Here is a 25,022-nt window from a genome sequence, read left to right as displayed (position 1 = left end):
GCTAAGCACGCGTCTGTGGTGAGCGGGCTCGCCCCGCGCTGGGCTGCGAAGCGGCTCTATTGAAGCCAGTGAGTTCTTTCAGATAGCGCTCGGTGCCAAACTTGAGGGCTGCTGCGCAGCCCGGTGCGGGCGGGGCGACGATTCGACAAGCCCGCTCACTGCACGAGCTTGCTCACCACAAGAGAACTCATACACCTCAGGTCAAAGTGATGCGCCAGATCCCGAACGGCATCTGCGGATCAAGGCGCGTCCACTGGGTCTTGCCATACCAGGTCCAGCGATGGCCGTTCATCAAATCTTCACCTTGGGTCTGCGCATCATCGGGCAGGCCCAACTCCCACAGCGGCAACTCAAAGTGCGCTTGCTGGGCATTGAACGGGTCGAGGTTGATGGCGACCAGGATGAAGTTGCTGCCATCCTCGCTGCGCTTGCCGAAGTACAGGATGTTGTCGTTCCACGCGGTGTAGAGCTTGAACCCCAGGTGAGTCTGCAACGCCGGGTTTTGCCGGCGGATGCGGTTGAGCTGGGCGATTTCGGCAATGATGTTGCCCGGCGCGGTGAAGTCCCGAGGGCGGATCTCGTATTTCTCCGAGTCCAGGTATTCCTCTTTGCCCGGCACCGGTGCGGCTTCGCACAGTTCAAAGCCGGAATACATACCCCACAGGCCCGAGCCCATAGTCGCCAGCGCGGCACGGATCAGAAAGCCAGGGCGGCCGGATTCGTGCAAAAAGCCTGGGTTGATGTCCGGGGTATTGACGAAAAAATTCGGCCGGTAGCACTCGCGCCACGGCGACTGGTTCAATTGAGTGAAGTATTCGCTCAGCTCGGCCTTGGTGTTGCGCCAGGTGAAATAGGTGTAGCTCTGGGAATAACCGACCTTGCCCAACCGCGCCATCATCGCCGGCGTGGTGAAGGCCTCGGCGAGGAAGATCACGTCGGGGTGCTTGGCGCGAACATCGCTGATCAGCCATTGCCAAAAGGGCAACGGCTTGGTGTGGGGGTTGTCGACGCGAAAGGTCTTCACGCCCTCTTCCACCCAGCCCACCACGATATCCCGCAGTTCGGTCCACAGGCCGGGAATGGCATCCGCCGCATAGAAGTCGACGTTGACAATGTCCTGATACTTTTTCGGCGGGTTTTCCGCGTATTTGATCGTGCCGTCCGGGCGCCAGTTGAACCAGCCTGGGTGCTGCTTGAGCCACGGATGGTCCTGGGAACACTGGATGGCGAAATCCAGGGCGATTTCCAGGCCGTGATCGGCGGCCGCCTTGACCAGGCGGCGAAAGTCGTCGCGGCTGCCCAGTTGCGGGTGGATGGCCTCGTGCCCGCCCTCCTCGCTGCCAATCGCGTACGGACTGCCCGGATCATCGGGGCCGGCGGTCAGCGAGTTGTTCTTGCCTTTGCGATGGCTGCGGCCGATGGGATGGATCGGCGGGAAGTACAGCACGTCGAAGCCCATGTCATGGATCATCGACAAACGCGAATGCACGTCGTTGAACGTGCCATGACGCGCCGGGTCGTCGGTGATCGAGCGCGGAAACAGCTCGTACCAACTGGCGAATTGCGCTGCCTCACGCTCAACGTCAATCGGGTACACGGTGCTGATGCTCAAGTAGGCGCGGTGATCAGCCTGGGTCATCAGGTGTGCACTGTCATCGTGCAGGAACAGCGCGACTTGCTCGGTTTCCAGCAGGCCGGACAGTTCATGGTGCAGCAGCATCAGGCGGTCGCGCAGCTCATTGTCACTGCGCTCGGCGGCCTGCAGCACCAGGCTGCGGCCTTCCTGCAACTCCAGGCTGACCGGCACGCCAGCCTCATGCTTCTTGCGCAGTTCGTAGCAGAAGCTGGCGTAGGTATCGATCCAGGCTTCGATGCAGTATTCGTGAGGGCCTTGGGCGGTGACGGTAAACGCACCTTCCCAACCATTGTTGCCTACGTCGGTCATTACCACGCTGTGCCAGCTTTCATCGTGCAGCGGGCGCCAGCGGATCAATACGGCGAGCTTGTCGTGGCCGTCGGCGAATACCTTGCTGGTCACGTTGACCCGCTGGCCTACAGCGGCCTTGACCGAAAATTCGCCGCCGTCGATGACCGGCATGGTGCTTTCAATCGCAATCCTGGGCAGCAACAGCGCCTGGGACAGCGGCAATAAGGAATCATCTGGAACCTGAGTTTCAGCAGTCATCGAGCATCTTCCCCTTACGCCCTGTGGACGCTCTTTGCTTGATCCGAATTCTGAGACGGCAGCGCTCTCCCTGAGCGGGGCCGTAATAGGTCCGAGCCTGGGCCTTGGTCAAAAGTTCAGGTGGATGTACCGCCATTGAGCGGGGAATCAAATCCCACAGGCGGTTGTCCACCGGTAGAGCAAAGCACAAAGGAGGCCACACCGATGAATATCCCGATCCCGGCTGAAACCCCTGATCCTAATATCGACAACCCGACCCTGCCGCCCACCGACCCGGAACCGGTCCCCGAGCAAGACCCTCCCGAAAACGAGCCACCAGCAGTGGAGGAGCCGCCGACGACCATGCCGCCGGTGATCGTCAGCCCTTCTCGAAACGCTTGACGATTTTCGGCATCACGCTGAACACCGCCAGCGCCAGCAACGTACTGAGCACCGCTGTCGATTCCCGGCCCAGCCCGGTCGAGACCCCAATCGCAGCGGTCATCCACAGGCCTGCGGCGGTGGTCAGGCCTTTGACGTGCCCCTCTTCATCATCCTTGCCTTTGATGATAGTGCCGGCGCCGAGAAAGCCGATCCCCGCGATCACGCCCTGCACCACCCGGCTCATGGCGTCCGCCTGACTACCGGACATCTGCGGCACCATCACAAACAGCGCGGCGCCCAACGCCACGAGCATATGGGTGCGCACCCCGGCGGCCTTGCCTTTGCTCTCGCGCTCAAAACCGAGAATGCCGCCCAACACGGCGGCAATCAGCAGGCGCACGGTGATCTGGGTCAGTTGTTTGGCATCGCCGATATCAGCGAACTCAGCCTGCAGGGTTTGCCACACTTCATGCCACCAAGCGTTCATGGAACCGGTCCTTTTAAGAGGCGGATAAATCATGGACAGCGTCTACCGCCAGTCAGTTGCCTTGAACCACGGCCCGAGGCTACCCCCTAACGTTCATAGCCGATGAGAAAGGAGTTCAGCATGAGCGTACGTATTGAAAACCACCTGTGCTATTTCACGCTCGATGACAATGGCCAGGAACAGAGCGTGCCCGCCACACGGGTGAGCATTTTGACGGACGATGACAAGTCCATGTCTTACGTGGAACTGGCCGGCCAACGCATCTACATCACCGAGGCCGAGGCGGATGCCCTGACGGTTGAAGGGGCGACAGACGGGCGCAACCACGTGAAGGCCACCGAGCCTGGTTCGCTGATTTGATTGATCTGTATCATTACCGCTGAAATAACCCTGCACCCCAGGCGCGCCGGGGTGCAGCAGATTGTCGCAGTGCCCGCCTCACAGCGTATCTGATCCGCTTTTTATCGCTTTAGCTGAGTCTGTTATGCACACAGTCGCCGGCCCATAGTTCATTCGCCTGATGGAGGCTGATGAGCGAATGACCATGAGCGAACGAATCCCAACCGTGGAAACCTTTGAGCCTATGCACCCAAAGACGGTGAAGGCCAAGTCCAGCGATACCCTGATCCATACCCGCAGTTTCACCGGCCTGTTCCGCAGCTTGCGCGTGGCCGGTGCTGGTTTTCTGTTCCTGGCGTTTTTCGGCACCGTGTGGCTGAACTGGGGCGCACGCCAAGCCGTGCTGTGGGACCTGGCCGAAAGCAAATTTCATATTTTCGGCGCGACCTTCTGGCCCCAGGATTTCATCCTGTTGTCGGCGCTGCTGATCATCTGCGCCTTCGGCCTGTTTGCGATCACCGTGTTCGCCGGCCGCGTCTGGTGCGGCTACACCTGCCCGCAGAGCTCGTTCACCTGGCTGTTCATGTGGTGCGAAAAAGTCACCGAGGGCGAGCGCAACCAACGCATCAAGCTGCAAGCAGCGCCGTGGAGCTTGAACAAACTGGCACGGCGTTCGGCCAAACACACGTTGTGGCTGGGCATCAGCGTGCTGACCGGGCTCACCTTTGTCGGCTACTTCACACCCATCCGCCCGTTGGCCGAGGAACTGCTGACCTGGCAAATGGGCGGTGTGAGCCTGTTCTGGGTGCTGTTTTTCACTGCTGCTACCTATATCAACGCCGGCTGGCTGCGTGAAGCGGTGTGCATGCACATGTGCCCATATGCGCGGTTCCAGAGCGTGATGTTCGATAAAGACACGCTGACCATCTCTTACGACGCGGCCCGTGGCGAGCATCGAGGCCCGCGCAAACGCGAAGCCAAACCCGCCGACGTCGGCCTGGGCGATTGCATCGACTGCCAACTGTGCGTGCAGGTCTGCCCCACTGGCATCGATATCCGCGACGGTCTGCAAATGGAATGCATCGGCTGCGCCGCCTGCATCGACGCCTGTGATTCGATCATGGACAAGATGGGCTACGCCCGTGGCCTGGTGAGCTACACCAGCGAACATCAACTGCAAGGCGGCAAGACCCATCTGCTACGGCCCCGCCTGATCGGCTACAGTGCGGTGCTGCTGGTGATGATTGCCGCGCTGGTGGTGGCGCTGGTGGAACGGCCAATGGTGTCGTTGGACGTGACCAAGGACCGTGGCATGTTCCGCGAAAACGCCCAGGGCCAGATCGAAAACATCTACAGCCTCAAGGTCATCAACAAGACCCAACAGCGCCAGGATTATCGGGTAGAACTGGTGGATGCCGACGGTTTCCAATTGCAAGGCAAGACCCTGGTCAGCCTGGCGCCGGGTGAAATCATTGATGTACCCGTGTCGGTGGCGTTGCTGGCGGATAAACCGGCGAGCAGTTCGCAGACGTTGCGCTTCAAGGTAATGGATGTGGATGAGCCGTGGATCTACAGCGCGGCCGATAGCCGCTTTGTGGCGCCGCTCAACCGTTGAAATCCATGTGAACCCGCCCCTCCCACACTTTGATTCGCATGCAAACTGAAAACATTGCTCAAGGCCGCTATGAAACGCTACGAAAAATTCGCCGAAGACATTGCCGAACTGATCCGCTCCGGCGTCCTGGGGCCCGGCCAGCGCGTGCCGTCAGTGCGCTATGCCAGCCAGACCTACGGCGTCAGCCCGTCCACGGTGTTCCAGGCCTACTACCTGCTGGAGCGCCGCGGCCTGATCCGTGCGCGGCCGCGTTCCGGCTACTTCGTCAACACCCATGCGCCAAGCCCGTTTTCCGAGCCGGTGGTGAGCGAGCAGGTGCACGAGTCCACCGAGGTGGATGTCAGCGAGCTGGTGTTTTCGGTGCTCGACTCGATCAAAGACCCCAACACCGTGCCCTTCGGCTCGGCGTTTCCCAGCCCGATGCTGTTCCCGCTCCCGCGCCTGGCCCGCTCCCTGGCCAGCGCCAGCCGTGAAATGGACCCGCGCCTGGTGGTCACCGACATGTCGCCGGGCAACCCGCAATTGCGTCGGCAAATCGCCCTGCGTTACATGGTCGGCGGGCTAATGCTGCCGATGGAAGAACTGCTGATCACCAACGGCGCCCTGGAAGCGCTGAACCTGTGCCTGCAAGCGGTGACTGAGCCGGGCGACCTGGTGGCCATCGAATCCCCGGCCTTCTACGCCTGCCTGCAAGTGCTGGAGCGCCTGAAGCTCAAGGCAGTGGAGATTCCCGTGCACCCGCGCGACGGCATCGACCTCGGCGCCCTGGCCCAAGCCCTGGAGCGCTATCCGATCAAGGCCTGCTGGACCATGACCAGTTTCCAGAACCCCATCGGTGCCACATTGCCGGAAGCCAAGAAACAGGCGCTTGTGGAACTGCTGCGCAGCCATCAGGTGCCGCTGATCGAAGACGACGTATACGCCGAGTTGTATTACGGGCAACAGGCACCCAAACCGGCCAAGGCCTTCGACACCGAAGGCCTGGTGATGCACTGCGGTTCCTTCGCCAAGAGCCTGGCACCCGGTTATCGCGTGGGCTGGGTGGCCGCCGGACGCTATGCGCAAAAAGTCGAACGCCTGAAGCTGATGACCTCACTGTGCCCGTCGATGCCGGCCCAGGCGGCGATTGCCGATTACCTGCAACATGGTGGCTACGACCGGCACCTGCGCAAATTGCGCTATGCCCTGGAAGAACAGCAAAGTGCCATGCTCGCCGCCATTGCCCGTTATTTCCCGACGCAGACCCGCGTCAGCCAGCCGGCCGGTGGGTATTTCCTGTGGTTGGAATTGCCGGAACAGACCGATTCATTGAAGTTGTTCCAGATGGCATTGGCCCAAGGCATCAGCATTGCGCCGGGGCCGATCTTCTCGGCGACCCAGCGCTTTCGCAATTGCATTCGTCTGAACTATGGCAGCCCGTGGACCGAGGCGTCGGAGAAGGCGATGGAGACGTTAGGGCGGATTGTGCGTTCGTTTTAAAGGGTGGGGCTGCCCTTTCTGACGCCGTCAGGGCAAGCCTCCTCCCACATTTTTACCGCATCAAGCCTTAAGCGATAAACGAATACACCAACGCCGTAATCGCTACCAACCCGACTGCCGTCACAAACACATTCGACGCCTGCCCCCGGTACTTGGCCATGGCCGGCACTTTGCGGATCGCATACATCGGCATCAGGAACAGGATCGACGCAATGATCGGCCCGCCCAGGGTCTCGATCATGCCGAGGATGCTCGGGTTCAGCGTGGCAACGATCCAGCACACCACCAGCATGAACGCGGCAGTCATGCGGTCCAGGGTCTTGGCAGCTGGGCGACGACCACTTTTGAGCACTAACCCCTTGAGGCCTTCGCTCGCGCCGATGTAATGGCCGAGGAACGACTTGGCAATCGCCACGAACGCGATCAACGGCGCGGCAAACGCGATGGTCGGGTTGTTGAAGTGGTTGGCCAGGTACGACAGGATCGACAGGTTCTGCGCCTTCGCTTGCGCCAACTGTGCCGGCGACAGGGTCAGCACACAGCTGAACACGAAGAACAGCACCATCACCACCATCAACAAGTGCGCACGGGACAGGATCTGCGAACTGCGCTCATCGGCGTGGGCGCCGTACTGGCGCTTCTGGTCAACCGCAAAGGCGGAGATGATCGGCGAGTGGTTGAACGAGAACACCATCACCGGAATCGCCAGCCACAAGGTGTTGAGCAGCGCCGACGGTGCCGGGACCACGCTGGCGGTGCTGAGGATGCCGCCGTTCCAATGCGGGATCAGGTACACGGCGAGGAACAGCAGTGCGACGATAAACGGGTACACCATCAGGCTCATGGCCTTGACGATCACTTGCTCACCACAACGCACCACAGCCAGCAGGCCGAGAATCAGCACAAACGACAGGATCGCCCGTGGCGGCGGCAGGATGTGCAGTTGGTGCTCCATGAAACTGCTGACCGTGTTGGTCAACGCCACGCTGTAGATCAACAGGATCGGGAAGATGGCGAAGAAGTACAGCAAGGTGATCAGCGCACCGGCCTTGATGCCAAAGTGCTCTTCGACCACGTCGGTAATGTCGGAGCCTTCACGGCCGGACAGTACGAAACGGGTCAGGCCACGGTGGGCAAAGAAGGTCATCGGGAACGCCAGCACCGCCAGGATCAGCAGCGGCCAGAACCCCCCGAGGCCTGCATTGATCGGCAGAAACAAGGTGCCGGCGCCAATGGCGGTGCCAAACAGGCCGAGCATCCAGGTGGTGTCCTGGCGGCTCCAGCTTGTGAGGGTTGCAGGTGTCGTTGCATAGCGTTCGTCGACGCTATTGGCCTGATCATTCATCCGGTCGGATCTCCGCATTTACACGGCCGGGACGAGTCAGAAAAACCTGACAGGCAGCGCCCCGACTATAGAAGGGGCCGGATTGTCCGGGATTCTCGTGAATAAGCAAAGACTTAGCTGAGGAACGGTTGTCGCGCAGCCGCCTGATCCGGTTAACGACAATTTGTTTGAATCAGGAACGTCAGCGCCCCCAGGTCCACTCATAGACAGCTTTATCACGAAACTTGGAGATTCAACCATGACGGTATCAAACCTCAACCTGTCCAACGTCGGCCACTTGATCGACAGTGTGGCGATACATATTGCCGATCAAATCGCACCACAAGACAAGCCCAAGCCACAGCAACCGCCCAGCTTCCCCTTCAACGGCGTTGAATACGCCGCCGCGCCCAAATCGCACAACACCATGATCCCGATGCCTCGAATAGGCTGAAGATAGGCGATTAACCAGGGCGATGGATCTACACACAGATCCATCGCCCTTGCCCCGCTCCTGGATCGCGGTTCCTACACACGACAGAGGCAAGCACCTAGGCCACCTCTGCAGGACGCGCCCTGCGGCGTCAGCGGGTTTGCCGGGCCTTATCCTGCTGAGCCTGGGCTATTTCTCGAAAATCATAAGTTGCAAAGAACTCTGTCCGATAGGCACCCCACGCGGTGTTTTCCAAGGCAAGATTCACCGCCGACAAGCGTGATGCGGGAAAGCGCAGCACCACGACCTGGCCGATACCCATTGTGATGTTCCAACTGACCACCTCGACCCCCGCAGGCGGAAACACTTTATAGAACTCCTGCTTGTCCAACTGAGCTCTCAATTCGCTCAACGGGCGAGATTGATCATGTTTGAGAAAGACAGTGAGCATGACGGCATTGTCAGCGGTGGCAACAGGCATGTTGGCGGTTTCGGGGGGGTTGGCCTGTGCATGGACCCCAGGGGAAACAAGTACGCAGATCAATGCACTGGAGAGAAATAGAGACTTAAGTCTGACTCGCATAGGTAAACACCTTTTTTATTTTAAATGTCGCGAAATTTTGTCTATGTGTTTTATTACACACACGAGCGTAACGACATCAAAGCCGGGATAGTTACCCAGTGTATCTAATGAGACGCAGAGGTCTTAATGTTCCCGTTATAGGGCGCATGAACTACATAAATACGCACGGGCGCATTATTTTCAATCATGTCGCGTGGCACTTCCCGCGAGTAAGTGAACTCTTTGTTATTGAGCACTTCCAACCGGCGCACCACTGTTCGGGCGGGACCCTTGTCGGGCACGAGGATATGGGTTGTCTTGTCGCCGGTTACCAGGAAATAGCCGCCACCGCCTTGCTCATATTTCGACAGCCCGGTATCGGTATAGAAAAACTCATAACGATTGCGCTCAGGGTCCCACATCGAAATACCGACCACGCCAGGGTACTTGTCCTTGACGTCGACGTCCGGTGCGCCCTCTATATAAACACGGGTAGTCAGCCACTGAGGTGACGAAGCGAATGCGCGAATATCGGACTGGGCGTCTATCGCGCGTGCATGACTGCCAAGCGAGGTCAGCAGTCCAGCAAGTAATACACTTGCAAAAATAACAGGGCGTTTTTTCATGGGGAAATCCTGTTTCGTTTAGTTAAGTGTTTTCTACAGGGTTGTTTCGCTCCGCTCGGATACTTACAAGATGAGCGAACGAAATATAGGCCTAACGAAAAATGCTCTCAATACCCACGCACACCTTGAAACAATTACTCAGAAAAATAGCTAGAAGTGATTTAATTGCGTTTAATATAGGAAATTTAAGTAGGAATTATCTGATACAACACACTTAACCAATCAACTTTGTTTATTGCATGAAGTCGACATTTGGCATCCAGCCCTATCGCTCCGATTCCACACCGCCACGCAAGACCATAAATTCAGAGGCGCCCTGACAACGCTTGAATTTTTTCCACACCCACAAAACGATCCAGCCTACAAATCCCGCATACTGAGGCCCTCCAACCCACAAGGAAGAGCCGTCCGATGACCACCACTGTTCTGGTCCTGGTTGAAACCATCAACGACTACCTGCCCATCATCGAAAGCAACGACTTTCATGTGATTCTGGCGCCGACCCCCACCGAACGCGCCCAGGCCATCAAGGCTCATGGCGGCCAGATCAAGGCCGTGCTGACCCGTGGCCCGCTAGGCTTATACGCTGAGGAAATCGCCGCGCTGCCGCTGCTGGAAATCATCTGTGTGATCGGCGCCGGATACGAGCATGTGGACCTGCAAGCGGCGAGCAATCGCGCGATAGTGGTGACCAACGGCGCCGGGGTGAACGCCCCGTCGGTGGCGGACCACGCCATGGCGCTGCTGCTCTCACTGGTACGCGGCATCCCGCAGACCGATGCCGCCGTGCGGCGCGGCGAGTGGCCCAAGGTCATGCGCCCCTCCCTGGGCGGCAAGCAGTTAGGCATTCTGGGGTTAGGCGCCGTGGGCCTGGAAATCGCCAAGCGCGCCTCCCTCGGGTTCGGCATGGAGGTGAGCTATCACAACCGCCAACCCCGTGATGATGTGGACTACACCTACTGCGCCACCGCCGTGGAGCTGGCGCGCTCGTCGGACTTCCTGATCCTGGCCACACCCGGCGGCCCGAGCACCCGCCACCTGATTGATCGTCTCGCCCTGGATGCCCTGGGGCCCAATGGCTACCTGGTCAATATCGGCCGTGGCAGCGTGGTGGTCACCGCCGACCTGATCACCGCCCTTGAACAGCGCCGTATCGGCGGTGCGGCGCTGGATGTATTCGATGACGAACCCAAGGTGCCCGACGCCCTCAAGCACCTGAACAATACCGTGCTCACCTCCCATGTGGCGGGCCTGTCGCCGGAAGCCGCCCATGACACCGTGCAACGGGTGGCTGACAATCTGGTGGAGTACTTCGCCGGCCGACCGGTGCTCACCCCGGTACTCTTGCCCGCGCCCGTAAAGTGACCGATCAGGCACGCTGATCCTGCGCCAACACGCTAACCTATTAAGCCGCCCCGACCTTGTCGCTGGGCGGCTGCGCGCATTAGATTAGGAAATAGTCCAAGGCCTTTAGAATAAGCAGAAGGGATAAGCATGGCACTGAACGACCAATCGACCCAGATTCGCCCAGGCGAAGAACTTGATGCCAGCCTGATCGATCCCTACCTCAAGGCCCATATCCCGGGCCTGAGCGGCATGCCCACGATCAGCCAGTTTCCCGGCGGCGCGTCCAACCTGACCTACTTGCTCGAATACCCCGGCCAGGAATTCGTGCTGCGCCGCCCGCCCTTTGGCCACAAGGCCAAGTCCGCCCATGACATGGGCCGCGAATACCGCATTCTCAACCAGCTTAAAGACGGCTTCCCCTATTGCCCCAAAGCCTACGTGCATTGCACCGATGAGTCGGTGATCGGCGCCGAGTTCTACGTGATGGAGCGCGTCAACGGCATCATCCTGCGCTCAGACCTGCCAGCCGAATTGGGGCTGGACGCGACCAAGACCGAAGCATTGTGCAAAAGCTTCATCGACAAGTTCGTCGAACTGCACCAGGTCGACTACACCGCCTGTGGCCTGGCCGACCTGGGCAAACCCGAAGGCTATGTAGCGCGCCAGATCCGTGGCTGGAGCGACCGCTACGAAAAAGCCCTGACCCCCGACGCGCCAAAATGGGAGGTGGTGCGCGCCTGGCTCAATGACAAGATGCCAGCCGACCACGCCACGTCCAGCATCGTGCACAACGACTACCGCTTCGATAATGTGATCCTCGACCCGCACAACCCGATGCAGATCATCGGCGTGCTGGACTGGGAACTGACCACCCTCGGCGACCCGCTGATGGACCTGGGCAACACCCTCGCCTATTGGATCGAAGCCGCCGACCCGGCACCGGTGCAACTGATGCGCCGCCAGCCGAGCAATGCACCCGGCATGCTGACCCGCCGCGAGTTCGTGGATTACTACGCCGAACGCTCAGGCATCCAGATCGACAACTTCGACTTCTACTACACCTACGGCCTGTTCCGCCTGGCCGGCATCGTGCAGCAGATCTACTACCGCTTCTTCCACGGCCAGACGCAGGACAAACGCTTTGCGCAGTTCATTCAGATGAACAAGCTGCTGGAGCAGATGAGCCTGAACGTCATCGGTAAATCAGCCCTCTGATCCTACAAAAACAAGGAACCTCCATGTCCAAGACTCATCTGTTCGACCTCGACGGCAAGATCGCGTTTGTCTCCGGCGCCAGCCGTGGCATCGGTGAGGCCATCGCCAAGTTGCTGGCCCAGCAAGGCGCCCATGTGATCGTCTCCAGCCGCAAGCTCGAAGGCTGCCAGCACGTGGCCGACGCGATCATCGCCGATGGCGGCAAGGCCACGGCGGTTGCCTGCCACATCGGTGAAATGGAGCAGATTACCCAGGTGTTCGCCGGGATTCGCGAGCAGTTCGGCCGCCTGGATATCCTGGTCAACAACGCCGCCACCAACCCGCAGTTCTGCAACGTGTTGGACACCGACTTGGGTGCGTTCCAGAAGACCGTTGACGTGAACATTCGCGGCTACTTCTTCATGTCGGTGGAAGCCGGCAAGCTGATGCGCGAAAACGGCGGCGGCAGCATCATCAACGTGGCTTCGATCAACGGCATCTCGCCGGGTGTATTCCAGGGCATCTACTCGGTGACCAAAGCCGCCGTGATCAACATGACCAAGGTGTTCGCCAAGGAATGCGCCGAGTTCGGCATCCGCTGCAATGCCCTGCTGCCCGGCCTGACCGACACCAAGTTCGCCTCGGCACTGGTGAAGAACGACGCGATCCTGAAAATGGCCCTGGCGCAGATCCCCCTCAAGCGCGTGGCCGACCCAAGCGAGATGGCCGGTGCGGTGTTGTTCCTGGCCAGTGACGCGTCCAGCTACACCACCGGCGTATCGCTGAATGTGGACGGTGGTTTCCTGTCCTGAGTTCGCCTGGGTTTCTGTCGATCGATTTACGCGTAACCTTGGCGTAGATCGATTTGTCTCAGGGTGAAACATGGAACTGCACATCGTCATCAAGGGCCGCAAGGACTTGGCGGCCCAGCTTTATCAGCAATTGCGCGAAGCCATTGCGGGCGGGCGCCTTGCGGCAGGGGCGCAACTGCCCCCCAGCCGCCTGCTGGCCGAGCAACTGGGCATCTCACGCAAGACCGTGTCCGACACCTACGCCACGCTGACCTATGAAGGCTTGCTGGTTGGGAAGATTGGCCGTGGCACTTTCGTTAACGCGTGGGCGCCACCGGCGGATCGCCTGCAAACCGCCACCGACCTGGCCTGCGCCGCCAACCTGGCGAAATGGCAGGCGCTGCCCTCGCCCATGCGCCACCCCACTCGCGACAACACCCTGCGCTACGAATTTCTCGGCGGCGCCACCAGCCGCAACCAGTTCCCCCAGGATGAATGGCGACGCTGCACCCAGGACGCCCTGCGCCGTATCGCGCAGAACAGCGGCTTCTACAGCCAACCCGAAGGCCTGCCCGCACTGCGCAGTGCGATTGCCGGGCATATCGCGTTTTCCAGGGGCGTCAAATGCCGCGACGCTGACATTGTCGTCACCAACGGCGCGCAACAGGCGCTGGACCTGCTGGCCCGCGTGGTGCTGGAACCGGGCAGCATCGTTGCTATGGAAGATCCCGGTTACAGCCCTGCACGCCAGTTGTTCCAGGCGATGGGCGCCAGCGTCGCCAGTGTGCCGGTGGATGACCAAGGCATTCAGGTGCATCAGATCCCCGATGGCACACGGTTGATCTACGTCACGCCCTCCCATCAGTTCCCCCTTGGCATGCCCATGAGCCTGCCACGTCGAGAAGCCCTCTTGGCCCGCGCCTTCGCGCTGGGCGCAATCATCATCGAAGACGACTACGACAGCGAATTCCGCTACGAAGGCCGCCCTACCGACTCCCTGCAAAGCATGGACACCCGTGGCGTGGTCACTTACGTCGGCACCTTCTCCAAAACCCTGCTGCCCGAGCTGCGCCTGGGTTATCTGGTGTTGCCACCGGCGATTTACGGCGCGGTGGTCAAGGCCAAGCAATTGACCGACCAGCACAGCTCCACACTGCCGCAATGGGCACTGGCCAAGTTCATCAGCGAGGGCTATCTGCTCAAGCATATCCGGCGCTGCCATACCGTCTATGCCGGGCGGCGCGAGCGCATCCTACAACGTCTGGCAGACGACTTGGCGCCGTGGTTCGACGCAGTGCCCACGGTGGCCGGGTTCCATATGGCCGCGCTGTGCAAGGTGCCGGTGGATATTGCGTTATTGATAGAACGGGCACGCCAAGTGGAAGTGGGTTTGTACCCGCTGGACGTGTTCTTCCACGACGCACCGGTGCGCCCTGGGCTGATTATTGGGTTCGGCGCCATCGAGACCCTGGATATCGACCCAGCCTTGGACAAGGTGCGCGACATTCTCCAGCAGATTGGCTAAGGGGTTTTCCGGCGCATTGGTCATTGGTCGGCCAGGCGCTGCGGCGTAGGGTGGACAGGCCTCGAACCACTCGGAAACCTGACCATGAAACGCCTGCTCGCCACCACCCTGCTGCTCACTTCCCTGAGCGCCTTTGCCCACGAACCGGTGTACAACCAGGAATCGATCAAGGTGCTGCAGGAACACGCCCTGGGCAACGTGCCCGGCAAGAAAACCATCATGCTCACCGTGGACTACGCGCCCGGCCAGGCCACCGTGCCCCATAGCCACACCGGTACGGCGGTGGCTTATGTGCTGGAGGGCGCAATCACTTCACGGGTCAACGATGAGAAGGTGAAGACTTACAAGGTCGGCGAGTCATTCTACGAGCCTGCCGGTTCGCGGCACTTTGAATCGAGCAACGCCAGCCAGACGAAGCCGGCAAAATTGCTGGTGGTAATGGTGCTGGATGACAAGGCCGAGGTGCTCACTCCCCTGCCCCATTAGCCCGCTGCCCCTCCCACCAACAGCCTGGGTGGGGGGCTAAATGTGGGAGGGGGCTTGCCCCGATAGCGATGGATCAGTCGACATCTATTTGGCTGATATGCCGCCATCGGAAGCAAGCCCCTCCTACAGTTTTGACCGTGCTCGGTCAGGCGTTCAGGGGCGTTTGAACTGGCGGCGCAGGTGTTCGATCTGCTGGCGGCACACGCACCCTTCAAGGTGATCATTGACCATGCCCATCGCCTGCATCAACGCGTACATCGTGGTCGGCCCCACGAACGTCCAGCCGCGCTTCTTCAAGGCCTTGGACAGTCGCACCGAAGCCGATGAGGTCGGATTAGCCGTCCAATAAGCCAGGTCCACCACGGCGGGGCGCTCTTCAGGACCAGGCTCAAACGCCCACAACCAGCGCGCCAGCGACCCGGTTTCATCCACCAACTCACACGCCCGGCGCGCATTGTTGATGGTCGACACGATTTTCGCCCGATTACGCACAATGCCCGGATCCTGCATAAGTCGCGCTATATCGGCCTCGCCATACTGCGCCACGCGGCGAAAATCAAAACCCTCGAACGCCGCACGAAACTGCTCGCGCTTGCGCAAAATGGTGATCCACGCCATCCCCGCCTGAAAGCCTTCCAGGCAAATCTTCTCGTACAACTGGACATCATCCGCCACCGGCACGCCCCACTCATGGTCGTGGTAACGCGGGTATTGCGGTGCCGAGGTGCGCCAGCTGCAATGGGTGTGGCCCGATGCGTCAGTGGTCAATCCTGGAGTGTCCATCCATCACCTCATAAGCCAAGCGGCGGATGATAGACGAAATTTTTTCCACCCCGCCAACCGCTCAAGCATCGCCTTCAGCGACCAACTGGTCAGACCGGGACTTATCAATCCACCAATAATGACTTGTGATTTCGAAAAAACCCGGCGTAGACTGGCCCCGCACTGGACTTACCGGTATGACCACAACAATTAAGCCCTGGAACCACCAGGGCACCGAATAGAGATCCCTCCCATGCTCAGATGGTGCTCGCGTTCGATTTTCCTGCAAGTCGTGATTGGCCTGATGCTAGGCATCATCTGCGGCCTGGCCCTTCCCGAATTCTCCTCGCAACTCAAACCCCTCGGCGACGGCTTTATCAAGCTGATCAAAATGCTGATTGGCCTGATCGTGTTCTGCGTGGTGGTCAGCGGCATCTCCGGCGCCGGCGACTTGAAGAAAGTCGGGCGTATCGGCCTCAAGTCGGTGATCTACTTTGAGATCCTCACCACCATCGCCCTGGTGATCGGCCTGATCATGGCCTTCAGCACCGGTATCGGCCAAGGCGCCAATATCCACCTGGAGCAGCTCTCCTCTGCCGGCCTGAATGAACTGGCCGACAAGGGCCAGCACATCAAAGGCACCAGCCAGTTCCTGATGGACCTGATCCCTAATTCGGTGATCGGCGCCTTTGCCGACAACAACGTGCTGCAAGTGCTGCTGTTCTCGGTACTGTTCGGCAGCGCGCTGAACCTGGTAGGCGAAGCAGCCTCGGGCATCACCCGGCTGATCAACGAACTCAGCCACGTGATTTTCCGCATCATGGGCATGATCGTGCGCCTGGCGCCGATCGGTGTGTTCGGCGCAATCGCCTTCACCACCAGCACCTACGGCCTGGATTCGCTGCAACACCTGGGCAGCCTGGTCGGCCTGTTCTACCTGACCTGCTTTGCCTTCGTCGCGCTGATCCTGGGCCTGGTGATGCGCCTGTCGGGCCTGCGCATGCTGCCGTTGCTCAAGTACCTGCGCGAAGAACTGTTGATCGTGATGGGTACCGCCTCCTCCGATGCCGTGCTGCCGCAGGTCATGCGTAAACTCGAGCACCTGGGGATCGGCAGCTCCACCGTGGGCCTGGTAATTCCAACAGGGTATTCGTTCAACCTTGACGGTTTCTCCATCTACCTGACCCTGGCCATTGTGTTTATTGCCAATGCCACCGGCACACCGCTGTCGATGACGGACTTGCTGACCATCCTGCTGGTGTCGCTGATCACCTCCAAAGGCGCCCACGGGATACCCGGCTCTGCCCTGGTGATTCTGGCCGCGACACTCACGGCGATCCCGGCGATTCCCGTCGTGGGCCTGGTGCTGGTACTGGCGGTGGACTGGTTCATGGGCATTGGCCGCGCATTGACTAACCTGATCGGCAACTGCGTCGCCACCGTGGCCATTGCCCGCTGGGAAAAAGACATCGATATCCAACGCGCCAACAAAGTCTTGGACGGCCAGCAAGGCTATGCCTTCCAGGCCAAGAAGCCGGTGTTGCCAGCGCATCAAGAGTTCTGAAATGTGGGAGGGGGCTTGCCCCCTCCCACAGTGGATTTTCACCAGATTGAATCATCTATTCGCAACATCAAGGAGCGCACGACGTGATCAGCACCTCAACCGTCGTCAATTCAGTCGTAGAAAAACTGCGCGCCGCCCTGGCGCGTGGCCAGTGGCGGCGTGGTGAAATGCTGCCCGGCCAGCGTGAACTGGCCGAACAGATGGGCATCAGCCGCCCCAGCCTGCGCGAAGCGGTCATCGTGCTGGAAACCCTCGGACTGGTGCGTTCCATGCCCGGCAAAGGCGTGGTCGTGCTGGAAACCAGCATCAGCGAACCGCAATCGAGCGACGCCGTGGCCGATGCCAGCCTCGAAGACATCCTGCAACTGCGCTACACCCTCGAACCCTTCATCGTCGGCCTGGTAGCCCAGTCCATCAGCAGCAAGGAAGTCGGCCAGCTGCGCCTGACCCTCATGGACATGCGCGAAGCCCTCGACGCCGGGGACGCCGAAGCCGGGATGAACGCCTATATCGGCTTTCACGAAGAACTCTTCGCCCTCACCTCCAACCCGATTTTCCAGAACGTGGTGCAGCAGACCAGCAACGCCCTCAAGCAAAGCGCCCAGGTGCTGCGCAATTCTCCGGAACACCTGGCCGAGCGACTGCAGGAAAACGACGCCGTGGTGCGCGCCATCCGCAACAAAAACAGCGCCCTGGCCAGCGCCGAAATGCGCAAGCACATCCTCCAGGAAGGCCTGCGCATGGGCATCCGCTTGAACATCCCGGACGACCATCTGGGCAGCTGATTTTTTGGAGACGACCATGACCGCCCACGCCCTGCACCGCGAGCCCTTCCTCCCTGCCCTGCGCCTGGTAGCCGGTAAAAAGCCCTCGGTGGACGATATCTACCCACGGCTGTTCGACGCGATCCTCGAACAACGTATCGCCCCGGCCAGCCGCTTCACCGAAGAAAGCCTGGGCGAAACCTTCGGCGTGAGCCGCAGCGTGATCCGTCGGGTATTGGCCAAACTGTCCCATCAGCAAGTGATTATCCTGCGTCCGAACCAGCGCGCCCAAGTAGCGGCGCCGGATGCCCAGCAGACGCGGCAAATCCTCGAAGCGCGGCGCATGACCGAAATGACCGTGGTGCAATTGGCATGCGCCCAGGCCAGCTCCGGGCAAATCCGCCAATTACGCGAATTGATCGCCCGCGAGCGCGATTGCATTGAACGTAACCAGCGTGGGCCGGCGATACGCTTGTCGGGGGAGTTTCACCTGCAGTTGGCAGCCATAGCAGGCAATGCGCCGCTGGCGCAGTTCCTGAACAGCCTGGTGCCGCTGACGTCGTTGATCATTGCGCAATATGAGGCCAAAGCCTGCACGTATTGTGCGTGGCAGGAGCACGTGGCGATTGTCGACGCAGTTGAGCAATGCGACGTCAACCGTGCGATCAGCCTGATGACCCAGCATTTGGATCACCTGGAATCGAAACTGCTCAAGCTAACGCAATAGCTATGTAACGCCTGAGCGCCCAGGCAATCTCACACCCTGTTTGCGCACAATTTCAGTGCGTATTACAGGCACCAATCATGAAATCAGATTCAAAAATACGACCAGCACTGTTCAGCGTGCTTTCGCAACTGAACACGCAAAAAACAACAATGCCACTGGAAATGCAGACGGCTCTGAACGAGTTGAACGATGCTGCGCTTCACACGGGCGCGAAAATATTCCAGCTCAACAAACTTGAAGAAGCCGAGCGCTTTCTAAACATAGCCGCCGCGAACGGCAACGCTTGGTCTCAGTTCGCCCTGGCCACATGCGGTGCTTACCGCGACGGCATCTGGCATCACAAGAACGGTGAGGTCACTTCCCACGCAAGCGACGATACAAAGAAATGGCTCAGAATGGCTGCGGCTCAGAACTATATTCCTGCCTTGATACAACTGGGTGACGCCCAGTCCCTGGAAAAAGCCAAGGGCCTGCTGACCAACCCGGCGAGCCAAGAGAATCCCCAGGGCATGTATTACATGTACCTCATTACCAATGACACCCATTGGTTGGAGAAGTCCGCCGCCGTCGGCTGGAACCAAGCCCAATACAAACTCGCCCAGTTGTATCAACAAAAGCCTGAGATCTTTAGTAACGACACCCTACGCCACGCCCGAATCGAAGAACTCCTGCAAGCGTCCGCAGACGGTGGACTGCCTTTGGCGGTATACGCACGAGTCTTTTCTGATGAGTCGAATGCCAGTTTTGCCGAAAAACAATCACGTCTTGCTCAACTGGCGTGGATGGGACAGGTATACGGGATGCTCGAATACGGCTACGCACTCGCCAACTTTGCGCGCGCGCAAAAAGACGCATCCCGCTATGCCCCTGGCGAGCGACAGGCGCCGCGCACGTACGGCCTAGCCAAGGACCTCGGCCTGGCCTACGCGATGTTGAAGTATGTACTCAAGAAAACAGCGGAGGTCGATGAGGTTCCCATGCTTGCATCCGACCTCCACGCAATCGAAATGCAGATGACGCAAACGGATTGGGAAAAGGCCAGGACGACCCTGACCGAGCTTGCAGATAAGGCTATTGAACCCTTCTCTCGCCTTGAGGAGTTGATCATTCCGGGCACTGCGAAATAATCGTCCAATAGCGGGCTGCCCGGGTTCACCGGGCCAAAAAAAATCCCTGAATCGTGAGATTCAGGGATTCTTCCAGTACCAGTCGTTGTTTTACAACACCGATTGACCACTCAACGCCAGGTCCAGCAACTCACGGTTGGCCACCGCGTACATGGCGTAGTCCGTGCCGACCGCAGCACGGATTTCCACCATCATTGCGACCCAACGATCAGCCATGTCCTTGTGCTGCTCAAGCCACAGGGCCACGCGGGCTTCCATGTCTTGTGGCGCATCGGCCATTTGCAGGACGGAAATGGTGATCGCCCGTTGCTGCCAGTCCACATCGTCGCGGAACGCTTCGCGCGCCTGGGCCTGCCAGTTGTTGGCCACGGGCAGATCGCTGATCTGCTGCAGGTACCACGGCAAGTCCAAGGCGCTGCCGACGGCGAAGTAGGCCTTGGCCACTTCAGCGGCGTCATGCCCGGTCACGTCGGCGGCCTCGATGATCGGCAGCAAGGTGTACAGATGGGTAGTGCCTGCAACCATGCGCGCCAACAACTCCGGCACGCCGGCTTCGGTGTAGGCCTGGTAGCGGGTCTGCCAGCCTTCGCGGGTCGGACCTTCCAGCAGTTCGTCGAGCTTGAGGCCCAACGCGGCCAGGTGCGGGCCGAAGTGCGCAGTATCGCGCCCAGCGTCCTGCTCGTTGCGACGGCTGCGCAGGAACCAGCGCGTAGCACGACGGCCCAGGCGCATCAGCTCATCCATCAGCTCCAATTGCACATCAGCGCAAACCTGATGGTCCAAGGCTTCGATCTGACGGAACCAGTGCGGGAGGTGGAAGATGTCGCGGACGATCACGTAGGCGCCGGCCACGTTCGCCGGGCTCATGCCGGTCGACTCTTTGAGTCGTTGAACGAAGGTGATGCCCATGTGGTTGACCAGGTCGTTGGCGATCTGGGTGCTGACGATCTCACGCTTAAGACGGTGGCGACGCATGGCTTCGCCGAACTTGGCCACCAGGCTCGGCGGGAACGCGGTCTCCATGTCACGGGTCAGGTACTCGTCATCCGGCACTTGGGACTTGAGCAGCGCTTCCTTGAGGTCGATCTTGCTGTACGAGATCAGCACCGACAGTTCCGGACGGGTCAGGCCCTTGCCGGTGGCGGCGCGCTCGGTGAGCTGCTCCTCGGTCGGCAGGTACTCGATGGCGCGGTCCAGCTTGCCACGGCCTTCCAGGTCGCTCATCAGGCGCTTGTACTCGGCTGCTCGCTCGTAAGCCTTGCGAGCTGCCAGGGACAAGGCCTGGGTTTGCTTGTAGTTGTTGCCCAACACCAGGTTGCCGACTTCGTCGGTCATGCTCGCCAGCAACTGGTTGCGTTGCTTGTCGGTCATGTCACCAGCCTGCACCACTTCGTTGAGCAGGATCTTGATGTTCACTTCGTGGTCGGAGCAGTCCACACCACCGGCGTTGTCGATGAAGTCGGTGTTGGAACCGCCGCCATTGAGGCCGAACTCCACACGACCCAGCTGGGTCATGCCGAGGTTACCGCCCTCGCCCACCACCTTGCAGCGCAGCTCGTTACCGTTGACGCGCAGCGCGTCGTTGGCCTTGTCGCCCACATCGGCGTGGCTTTCGGTGCTGGCCTTGACGTACGTACCGATACCGCCGTTCCACAACAGGTCCACCGGCGCCTTGAGCAAGGCGTTCAGCAGTTCGGTCGGGGTCAGTTTATCGGCCGAGATGTCGAAGCGTTCTTTCATCTGTGGCGAGATGGCAATGCTCTTCGCGCTACGCGAGAAGATACCGCCGCCTTCGGACATGATGCTGGTGTCGTAGTCGGTCCAGGCCGAACGCGGCAGCTCGAACATACGCTGGCGCTCGACGAAGCTGGTCGCCGGGTTCGGGTTTGGATCGATAAAGATGTGCAGGTGGTTGAAGGCCGCGACCAGTTGCAGCTTGTCCGACATCAACAGGCCATTACCGAACACGTCGCCGGCCATATCGCCGACGCCCACCACCGTGATGCTGTCTTCCTGCACGTTGATGCCGCGCTCACGGAAGTGACGCTGCACACCGACCCACGCGCCTTTGGCGGTGATGCCCATTTTCTTGTGGTCGTAACCGGCGGAACCACCGGAGGCGAACGCATCGCCCAGCCAGAAGCCGTAGTCGATGGCGATGCCGTTGGCGATGTCGGAGAAGGTCGCAGTGCCTTTGTCCGCTGCTACCACCAGGTACGGGTCATCGTCGTCATGACGAACCACATTCAACGGCGGTACCAGGGCGCCGTCCTTCAGGTTGTCGGTGATGTCCAACAGGCCCGAAATGAAGATGCGGTAGCAGGCGATGCCCTCGGCCGCGATCTCGTCCCGGCTGCCGCCCAACGGCAGGCGACGCGGCAGGAAGCCGCCCTTGGCGCCCACCGGCACGATCACCGAGTTCTTCACTTGCTGGGCTTTTACCAGGCCGAGTACTTCGGTACGGAAGTCTTCTTCACGGTCGGACCAGCGCAGGCCGCCGCGAGCGACGTTGCCGAAACGCAGGTGCACGCCTTCAACCCGTGGCGAGTAGACGAAGATTTCAAACTTCGGCACCGGCTTGGGCAGCTCAGGGATAGCACGCGGGTCGAACTTGAAGCTGAAGTACGACTTGTTCTGGCCGTTGGCGTCGGTCTGGTAGAAGTTGGTGCGCAGGGTGGCCTTGATCAGGTCCAGGTAGCGACGCAGGATGCGGTCTTCGTTGAGCACCTGAACATCGTCCAGGGCGCTGAGGATCGCTTGCTCCAGGCGAAGCTGCTTGTCTTCCAGGTCGTCGGCGGTGAGCTTGCGCGCCAGGTAGAAGCGCGTCTTGAACAACCGTGTCAACTCGCGAGCGATGTCGGTGTGGTTGTTCAGGGTGCTGGCGATGTAACCCAGGTCGAAGCCCAGGCGAATCTGCTTCAGGTAACGGGCATAAGCACGCAGCAGCGCGACGTCGCGCCATGGCAGGCCGGCGGTCAGTACCAGGCGGTTGAACGCATCGTTCTCGGCGTCGCCGTGGACGATATGCACGAACGCATCCTGCAACGTGTCGTTGAGCTGCTGGATATCCAGGTTCACGCCTTCTGCGGCGATGAACGCAAAATCATGGATCCAGAACTCACGGCCATTGGCGTGGCGCAGGCGGTACGGGAATTCACCCAGCACGCGCAGGCCGAGGTTTTCCAGGATCGGCAACACGTCGGACAGTGCCAGCGGGGTATCCGCGTGGTACAGCTTGCAATGCAGCTCACGCTGCCCGGACACCTGGCCTAGCGGCTGATAGAAGCTCATGACCAGCGGGTTGGCCTCGGTGAGGCTGAGCAAATGCTGCATGTCGACCACGGCCGAATGCGCCGCGAAACGCTCGCGATAACCCGCCGGGAAGCCTTTCGGGAAATCTGCCAGCACGTTGGTGCCGTGGGCTTCGCCGAAGCTTTCCACCACCAGGCTGGAGTAGTCGTCCTGCCAGCTGCGGCAGGCCTGCACCACTTCTTTTTCCAGTTGCAGCGGGTCGATGTCGAGGCGGTTCTTCGGGTCTACCCGCAGAATCAGCTGCACGCGGGCCAGTACGGATTCGGAGAAGAAGGTCCAGAACTCGCAGTCCGAGGCTTTCAGGCGATCCATCAGTACTTGCTGGATCTTCTGGCGCACTTCGGTGGAATAGATATCGCGCGGCACGTAGGCCAGGCAGTAGCAGAAACGACCGTACGGGTCTTTGCGCAGGAACACGCGGATCTTGTTGCGTTCCTGGATCTGCACGATCGACATCACGGTGCTGAACAGCTCGTCGACCGGGGTCTGGAACAGGTCGTCACGGGGCAGCACTTCAACGACTTGCGCCAGCTCCTTGCCCAGGTGCGCCTTGGCCTGGAAGCCCGAACGGCGTTCGATCTCGGCCACTTTGCGACGGATGTACGGGATGACGCGCACGCTTTCGCCGTACACCGACGAGGTGTACAGGCCCATGAAGCGGTGTTCCTTGATGACCTTGCCGCTCGCATCGATCTCGCGGATCGACACGTAGTCCGGGTACGCCGGGCGGTGTACGCGGCTAGGGTGTGCGGCCTTGGCGAACGACAGCACGGTCGGTTCACGCAGGTACGACACGGCGTAGTCTTCGATGCGCAGGTCGTCGGCGGTGAGGCCGGCGCGCAGCAGCTTGGTCAGACCGAGGAACGAGCTGGCGTCATATTCGATATGACCGCCGTCCGCCTCGTCACGTACCACGAATTCTTCATAACCGAGGAAGGTGAAGTGGTTGCCCACCAACCACTCCAGGAAGTTCTTGATCTCGGCTTTCTCTTCGCCGTCGATACCGAACTCGCTGGCGTCGATACCGGCCAGCAGGTCCTGGACCTTGGCTTTCATCGGCTCGAAATCGGCCACGGCCACACGCACTTCGCCCAGTACCTGCTCAAGCTCTTTGCTCAGCACGTTCAGTTCGGCAGCGTTGGCGCAGCGGTCGATTTCCAGGTACATCAGCGATTCTTGCTGGATGTCGTCGCCCTGGGTGCCTTTGGGCAGGATTTCCAGCAACTCGCCTTTGCTGCCACGGCGCACGCTGAGCACGGTGGTCTGCAGGGTGTGGATGCTGTAGCCGCGGCGGTTCAGCTCGGTACGCACCGAGTCCACCAGGAACGGCAGGTCATGGTGCAGCACTTCGACCGCGGTGTGGGTCGACTGCCAGCCATGACGTTCGTAATCGGGGTTGTAGACCCGCACTTGCGGTTGGGTGTGATCAAAGCGCTCAAGCAGGCGCCAGGCAGACAGGGTGCAACCGGCCAGGTCGGAAAGGCGACGCTGGGTCAGTTCGTCCAGGGAAATGATGCCGAAGAATTGTTCAGCGAACAGCGCCACTTGTGGCAGTGCCTGTTCACTGATGTGCTGCGCCAGTGCCGCTTGCAGTTGATGCTGGAAGTCGGCCTTGCTGGCTGCGGTGAAGAACGCCATCTGTGGTACTCCGCTTGGGCTTGTTATTGATGGAAGCGTCGCGTGTTATCCCCTTGCGGGGAGACCGTCAGCTCTGTTCGCGGTCTACCATAACGAATTCAGAGTGACAGGTGGGTGAAGCTGGACAAGACAGTCAGGTCACATACAACTTCCATAAGATGCGCACCTTGCCGGGTGACGGTACGACGGGCAGGTCAGGCCCCTGGAACATGCGCATCCGTTGCGCAGCTTAACGAGTGTAGGAGGACTGCTCTTGCAGCGCTGCGACATATTCGGTCATCGGTAAGCAGGGTTAGGGTTGCGACGAGTGCAACCCGACAGTCGCCGTGAAAAAAAACGCAAATTTCAAACCCGCGAGTGCCGAAAATGACT

Annotated in this window: 21 protein-coding genes; 14 read left to right on the top strand and 7 right to left on the bottom strand. The window is 60.0% G+C overall.

Annotation, left to right across the window (positions count from 1 at the left end):
• Positions 1 to 196: 196 nt before the first annotated feature.
• Entirely contained in the window at positions 197 to 2,185 is a 1,989-nt protein-coding gene (locus PspS35_RS13140) for an alpha-1,4-glucan--maltose-1-phosphate maltosyltransferase (protein ID WP_159935098.1), read from the bottom strand.
• A 204-nt stretch (positions 2,186 to 2,389) separates the two neighbouring features.
• Here PspS35_RS13140 and PspS35_RS30045 point away from each other — a divergent pair, with 204 nt between their 5' ends.
• Positions 2,390 to 2,566 carry a hypothetical protein gene (locus tag PspS35_RS30045; RefSeq protein WP_174244809.1) on the top strand — a complete coding sequence of 59 codons (177 nt, stop codon included), beginning with the start codon at positions 2,390 to 2,392 and terminating at the stop codon, positions 2,564 to 2,566.
• On the opposite strand, the gene PspS35_RS13135 is transcribed toward PspS35_RS30045, so the two are convergent.
• Positions 2,544 to 3,035 (bottom strand): MgtC/SapB family protein, encoded by a 492-nt coding sequence (locus PspS35_RS13135; RefSeq protein WP_159935096.1) that lies wholly within the window; start codon positions 3,033 to 3,035, stop codon positions 2,544 to 2,546. The genes PspS35_RS30045 and PspS35_RS13135 overlap by 23 nt on opposite strands.
• A 120-nt stretch (positions 3,036 to 3,155) precedes the next feature.
• Here PspS35_RS13135 and PspS35_RS13130 point away from each other — a divergent pair, with 120 nt between their 5' ends.
• From PspS35_RS13130 to mapR, 3 genes are all read left to right on the top strand, one after another.
• Positions 3,156 to 3,395 (top strand): DUF3203 family protein, encoded by a 240-nt coding sequence (locus PspS35_RS13130; RefSeq protein ID WP_159935094.1) that lies wholly within the window; start codon positions 3,156 to 3,158, stop codon positions 3,393 to 3,395.
• Between the two features lie 184 nt (positions 3,396 to 3,579).
• Complete coding sequence (gene ccoG, locus PspS35_RS13125; RefSeq protein WP_159935092.1) at positions 3,580 to 4,989, top strand: cytochrome c oxidase accessory protein CcoG; 1,410 nt, start codon at positions 3,580 to 3,582, stop codon at positions 4,987 to 4,989.
• Between the two features lie 69 nt (positions 4,990 to 5,058).
• A complete protein-coding gene (gene mapR, locus PspS35_RS13120) occupies positions 5,059 to 6,468 on the top strand; it encodes a GntR family transcriptional regulator MpaR (protein ID WP_159935090.1) in 1,410 nt (469 codons plus the stop codon).
• A 67-nt stretch (positions 6,469 to 6,535) separates the two neighbouring features.
• Here mapR and PspS35_RS13115 read toward each other — a convergent pair whose 3' ends face one another.
• On the bottom strand, positions 6,536 to 7,813 hold the full coding sequence (locus PspS35_RS13115) for a serine/threonine transporter (protein ID WP_159935088.1): 1,278 nt from the start codon (positions 7,811 to 7,813) through the stop codon (positions 6,536 to 6,538).
• A 238-nt stretch (positions 7,814 to 8,051) separates the two neighbouring features.
• Between PspS35_RS13115 and PspS35_RS13110 the strand changes: the two genes are divergently transcribed.
• Positions 8,052 to 8,246, top strand: coding sequence for a hypothetical protein (locus PspS35_RS13110; RefSeq protein ID WP_159935086.1), 195 nt, complete (start codon positions 8,052 to 8,054; stop codon positions 8,244 to 8,246).
• 130 nt (positions 8,247 to 8,376) lie between these two features.
• On the opposite strand, the gene PspS35_RS13105 is transcribed toward PspS35_RS13110, so the two are convergent.
• Positions 8,377 to 8,808, bottom strand: a complete 432-nt coding sequence (locus tag PspS35_RS13105; RefSeq protein ID WP_159935084.1) for a hypothetical protein — start codon at positions 8,806 to 8,808, stop codon at positions 8,377 to 8,379.
• 104 nt (positions 8,809 to 8,912) lie between these two features.
• Positions 8,913 to 9,413: a DUF4822 domain-containing protein gene (locus PspS35_RS13100; RefSeq protein ID WP_159935082.1), complete on the bottom strand. Its 501-nt coding sequence runs from the start codon at positions 9,411 to 9,413 to the stop codon at positions 8,913 to 8,915.
• Positions 9,414 to 9,824: 411 nt separating this feature from the next.
• Here PspS35_RS13100 and PspS35_RS13095 point away from each other — a divergent pair, with 411 nt between their 5' ends.
• The 5 genes from PspS35_RS13095 (at position 9,825) to PspS35_RS13075 (ending at position 14,756) form a co-directional block, all read left to right on the top strand.
• Positions 9,825 to 10,778 carry a 2-hydroxyacid dehydrogenase gene (locus PspS35_RS13095; protein WP_159935080.1) on the top strand — a complete coding sequence of 318 codons (954 nt, stop codon included), beginning with the start codon at positions 9,825 to 9,827 and terminating at the stop codon, positions 10,776 to 10,778.
• 129 nt (positions 10,779 to 10,907) lie between these two features.
• Entirely contained in the window at positions 10,908 to 11,975 is a 1,068-nt protein-coding gene (locus PspS35_RS13090; RefSeq protein ID WP_159935078.1) for a phosphotransferase family protein, read from the top strand.
• Positions 11,976 to 11,998: 23 nt separating this feature from the next.
• Entirely contained in the window at positions 11,999 to 12,766 is a 768-nt protein-coding gene (locus tag PspS35_RS13085; RefSeq protein ID WP_122488127.1) for an SDR family oxidoreductase, read from the top strand.
• Positions 12,767 to 12,836: 70 nt separating this feature from the next.
• Entirely contained in the window at positions 12,837 to 14,270 is a 1,434-nt protein-coding gene (locus tag PspS35_RS13080; RefSeq protein ID WP_159935076.1) for a PLP-dependent aminotransferase family protein, read from the top strand.
• A gap of 84 nt (positions 14,271 to 14,354) precedes the next feature.
• Positions 14,355 to 14,756, top strand: a complete 402-nt coding sequence (locus PspS35_RS13075; RefSeq protein WP_159935074.1) for a cupin domain-containing protein — start codon at positions 14,355 to 14,357, stop codon at positions 14,754 to 14,756.
• Positions 14,757 to 14,909: 153 nt separating this feature from the next.
• On the opposite strand, the gene PspS35_RS13070 is transcribed toward PspS35_RS13075, so the two are convergent.
• Complete coding sequence (locus PspS35_RS13070; RefSeq protein WP_159935072.1) at positions 14,910 to 15,539, bottom strand: DNA-3-methyladenine glycosylase I; 630 nt, start codon at positions 15,537 to 15,539, stop codon at positions 14,910 to 14,912.
• A 217-nt stretch (positions 15,540 to 15,756) separates the two neighbouring features.
• Between PspS35_RS13070 and PspS35_RS13065 the strand changes: the two genes are divergently transcribed.
• From PspS35_RS13065 to PspS35_RS13050, 4 genes are all read left to right on the top strand, one after another.
• Positions 15,757 to 17,082, top strand: a complete 1,326-nt coding sequence (locus PspS35_RS13065; protein ID WP_174244871.1) for a C4-dicarboxylate transporter DctA — start codon at positions 15,757 to 15,759, stop codon at positions 17,080 to 17,082.
• Positions 17,083 to 17,165: 83 nt separating this feature from the next.
• Positions 17,166 to 17,867 (top strand): FadR/GntR family transcriptional regulator, encoded by a 702-nt coding sequence (locus PspS35_RS13060; RefSeq protein ID WP_159935070.1) that lies wholly within the window; start codon positions 17,166 to 17,168, stop codon positions 17,865 to 17,867.
• 16 nt (positions 17,868 to 17,883) lie between these two features.
• On the top strand, positions 17,884 to 18,573 hold the full coding sequence (locus PspS35_RS13055) for a GntR family transcriptional regulator (RefSeq protein WP_159935068.1): 690 nt from the start codon (positions 17,884 to 17,886) through the stop codon (positions 18,571 to 18,573).
• 77 nt (positions 18,574 to 18,650) lie between these two features.
• Positions 18,651 to 19,700 carry a hypothetical protein gene (locus PspS35_RS13050; RefSeq protein WP_159935066.1) on the top strand — a complete coding sequence of 350 codons (1,050 nt, stop codon included), beginning with the start codon at positions 18,651 to 18,653 and terminating at the stop codon, positions 19,698 to 19,700.
• Between the two features lie 90 nt (positions 19,701 to 19,790).
• On the opposite strand, the gene PspS35_RS13045 is transcribed toward PspS35_RS13050, so the two are convergent.
• Positions 19,791 to 24,650, bottom strand: a complete 4,860-nt coding sequence (locus PspS35_RS13045; RefSeq protein ID WP_159935064.1) for an NAD-glutamate dehydrogenase — start codon at positions 24,648 to 24,650, stop codon at positions 19,791 to 19,793.
• Positions 24,651 to 25,022 lie beyond the last annotated feature (372 nt).

It is taken from the genome of Pseudomonas sp. S35 (assembly GCF_009866765.1).
Lineage (GTDB): Bacteria > Pseudomonadota > Gammaproteobacteria > Pseudomonadales > Pseudomonadaceae > Aquipseudomonas.
Note: the sequence above shows the minus strand (reverse complement) of the source record. Positions and strands in the feature narration are given on the sequence as shown.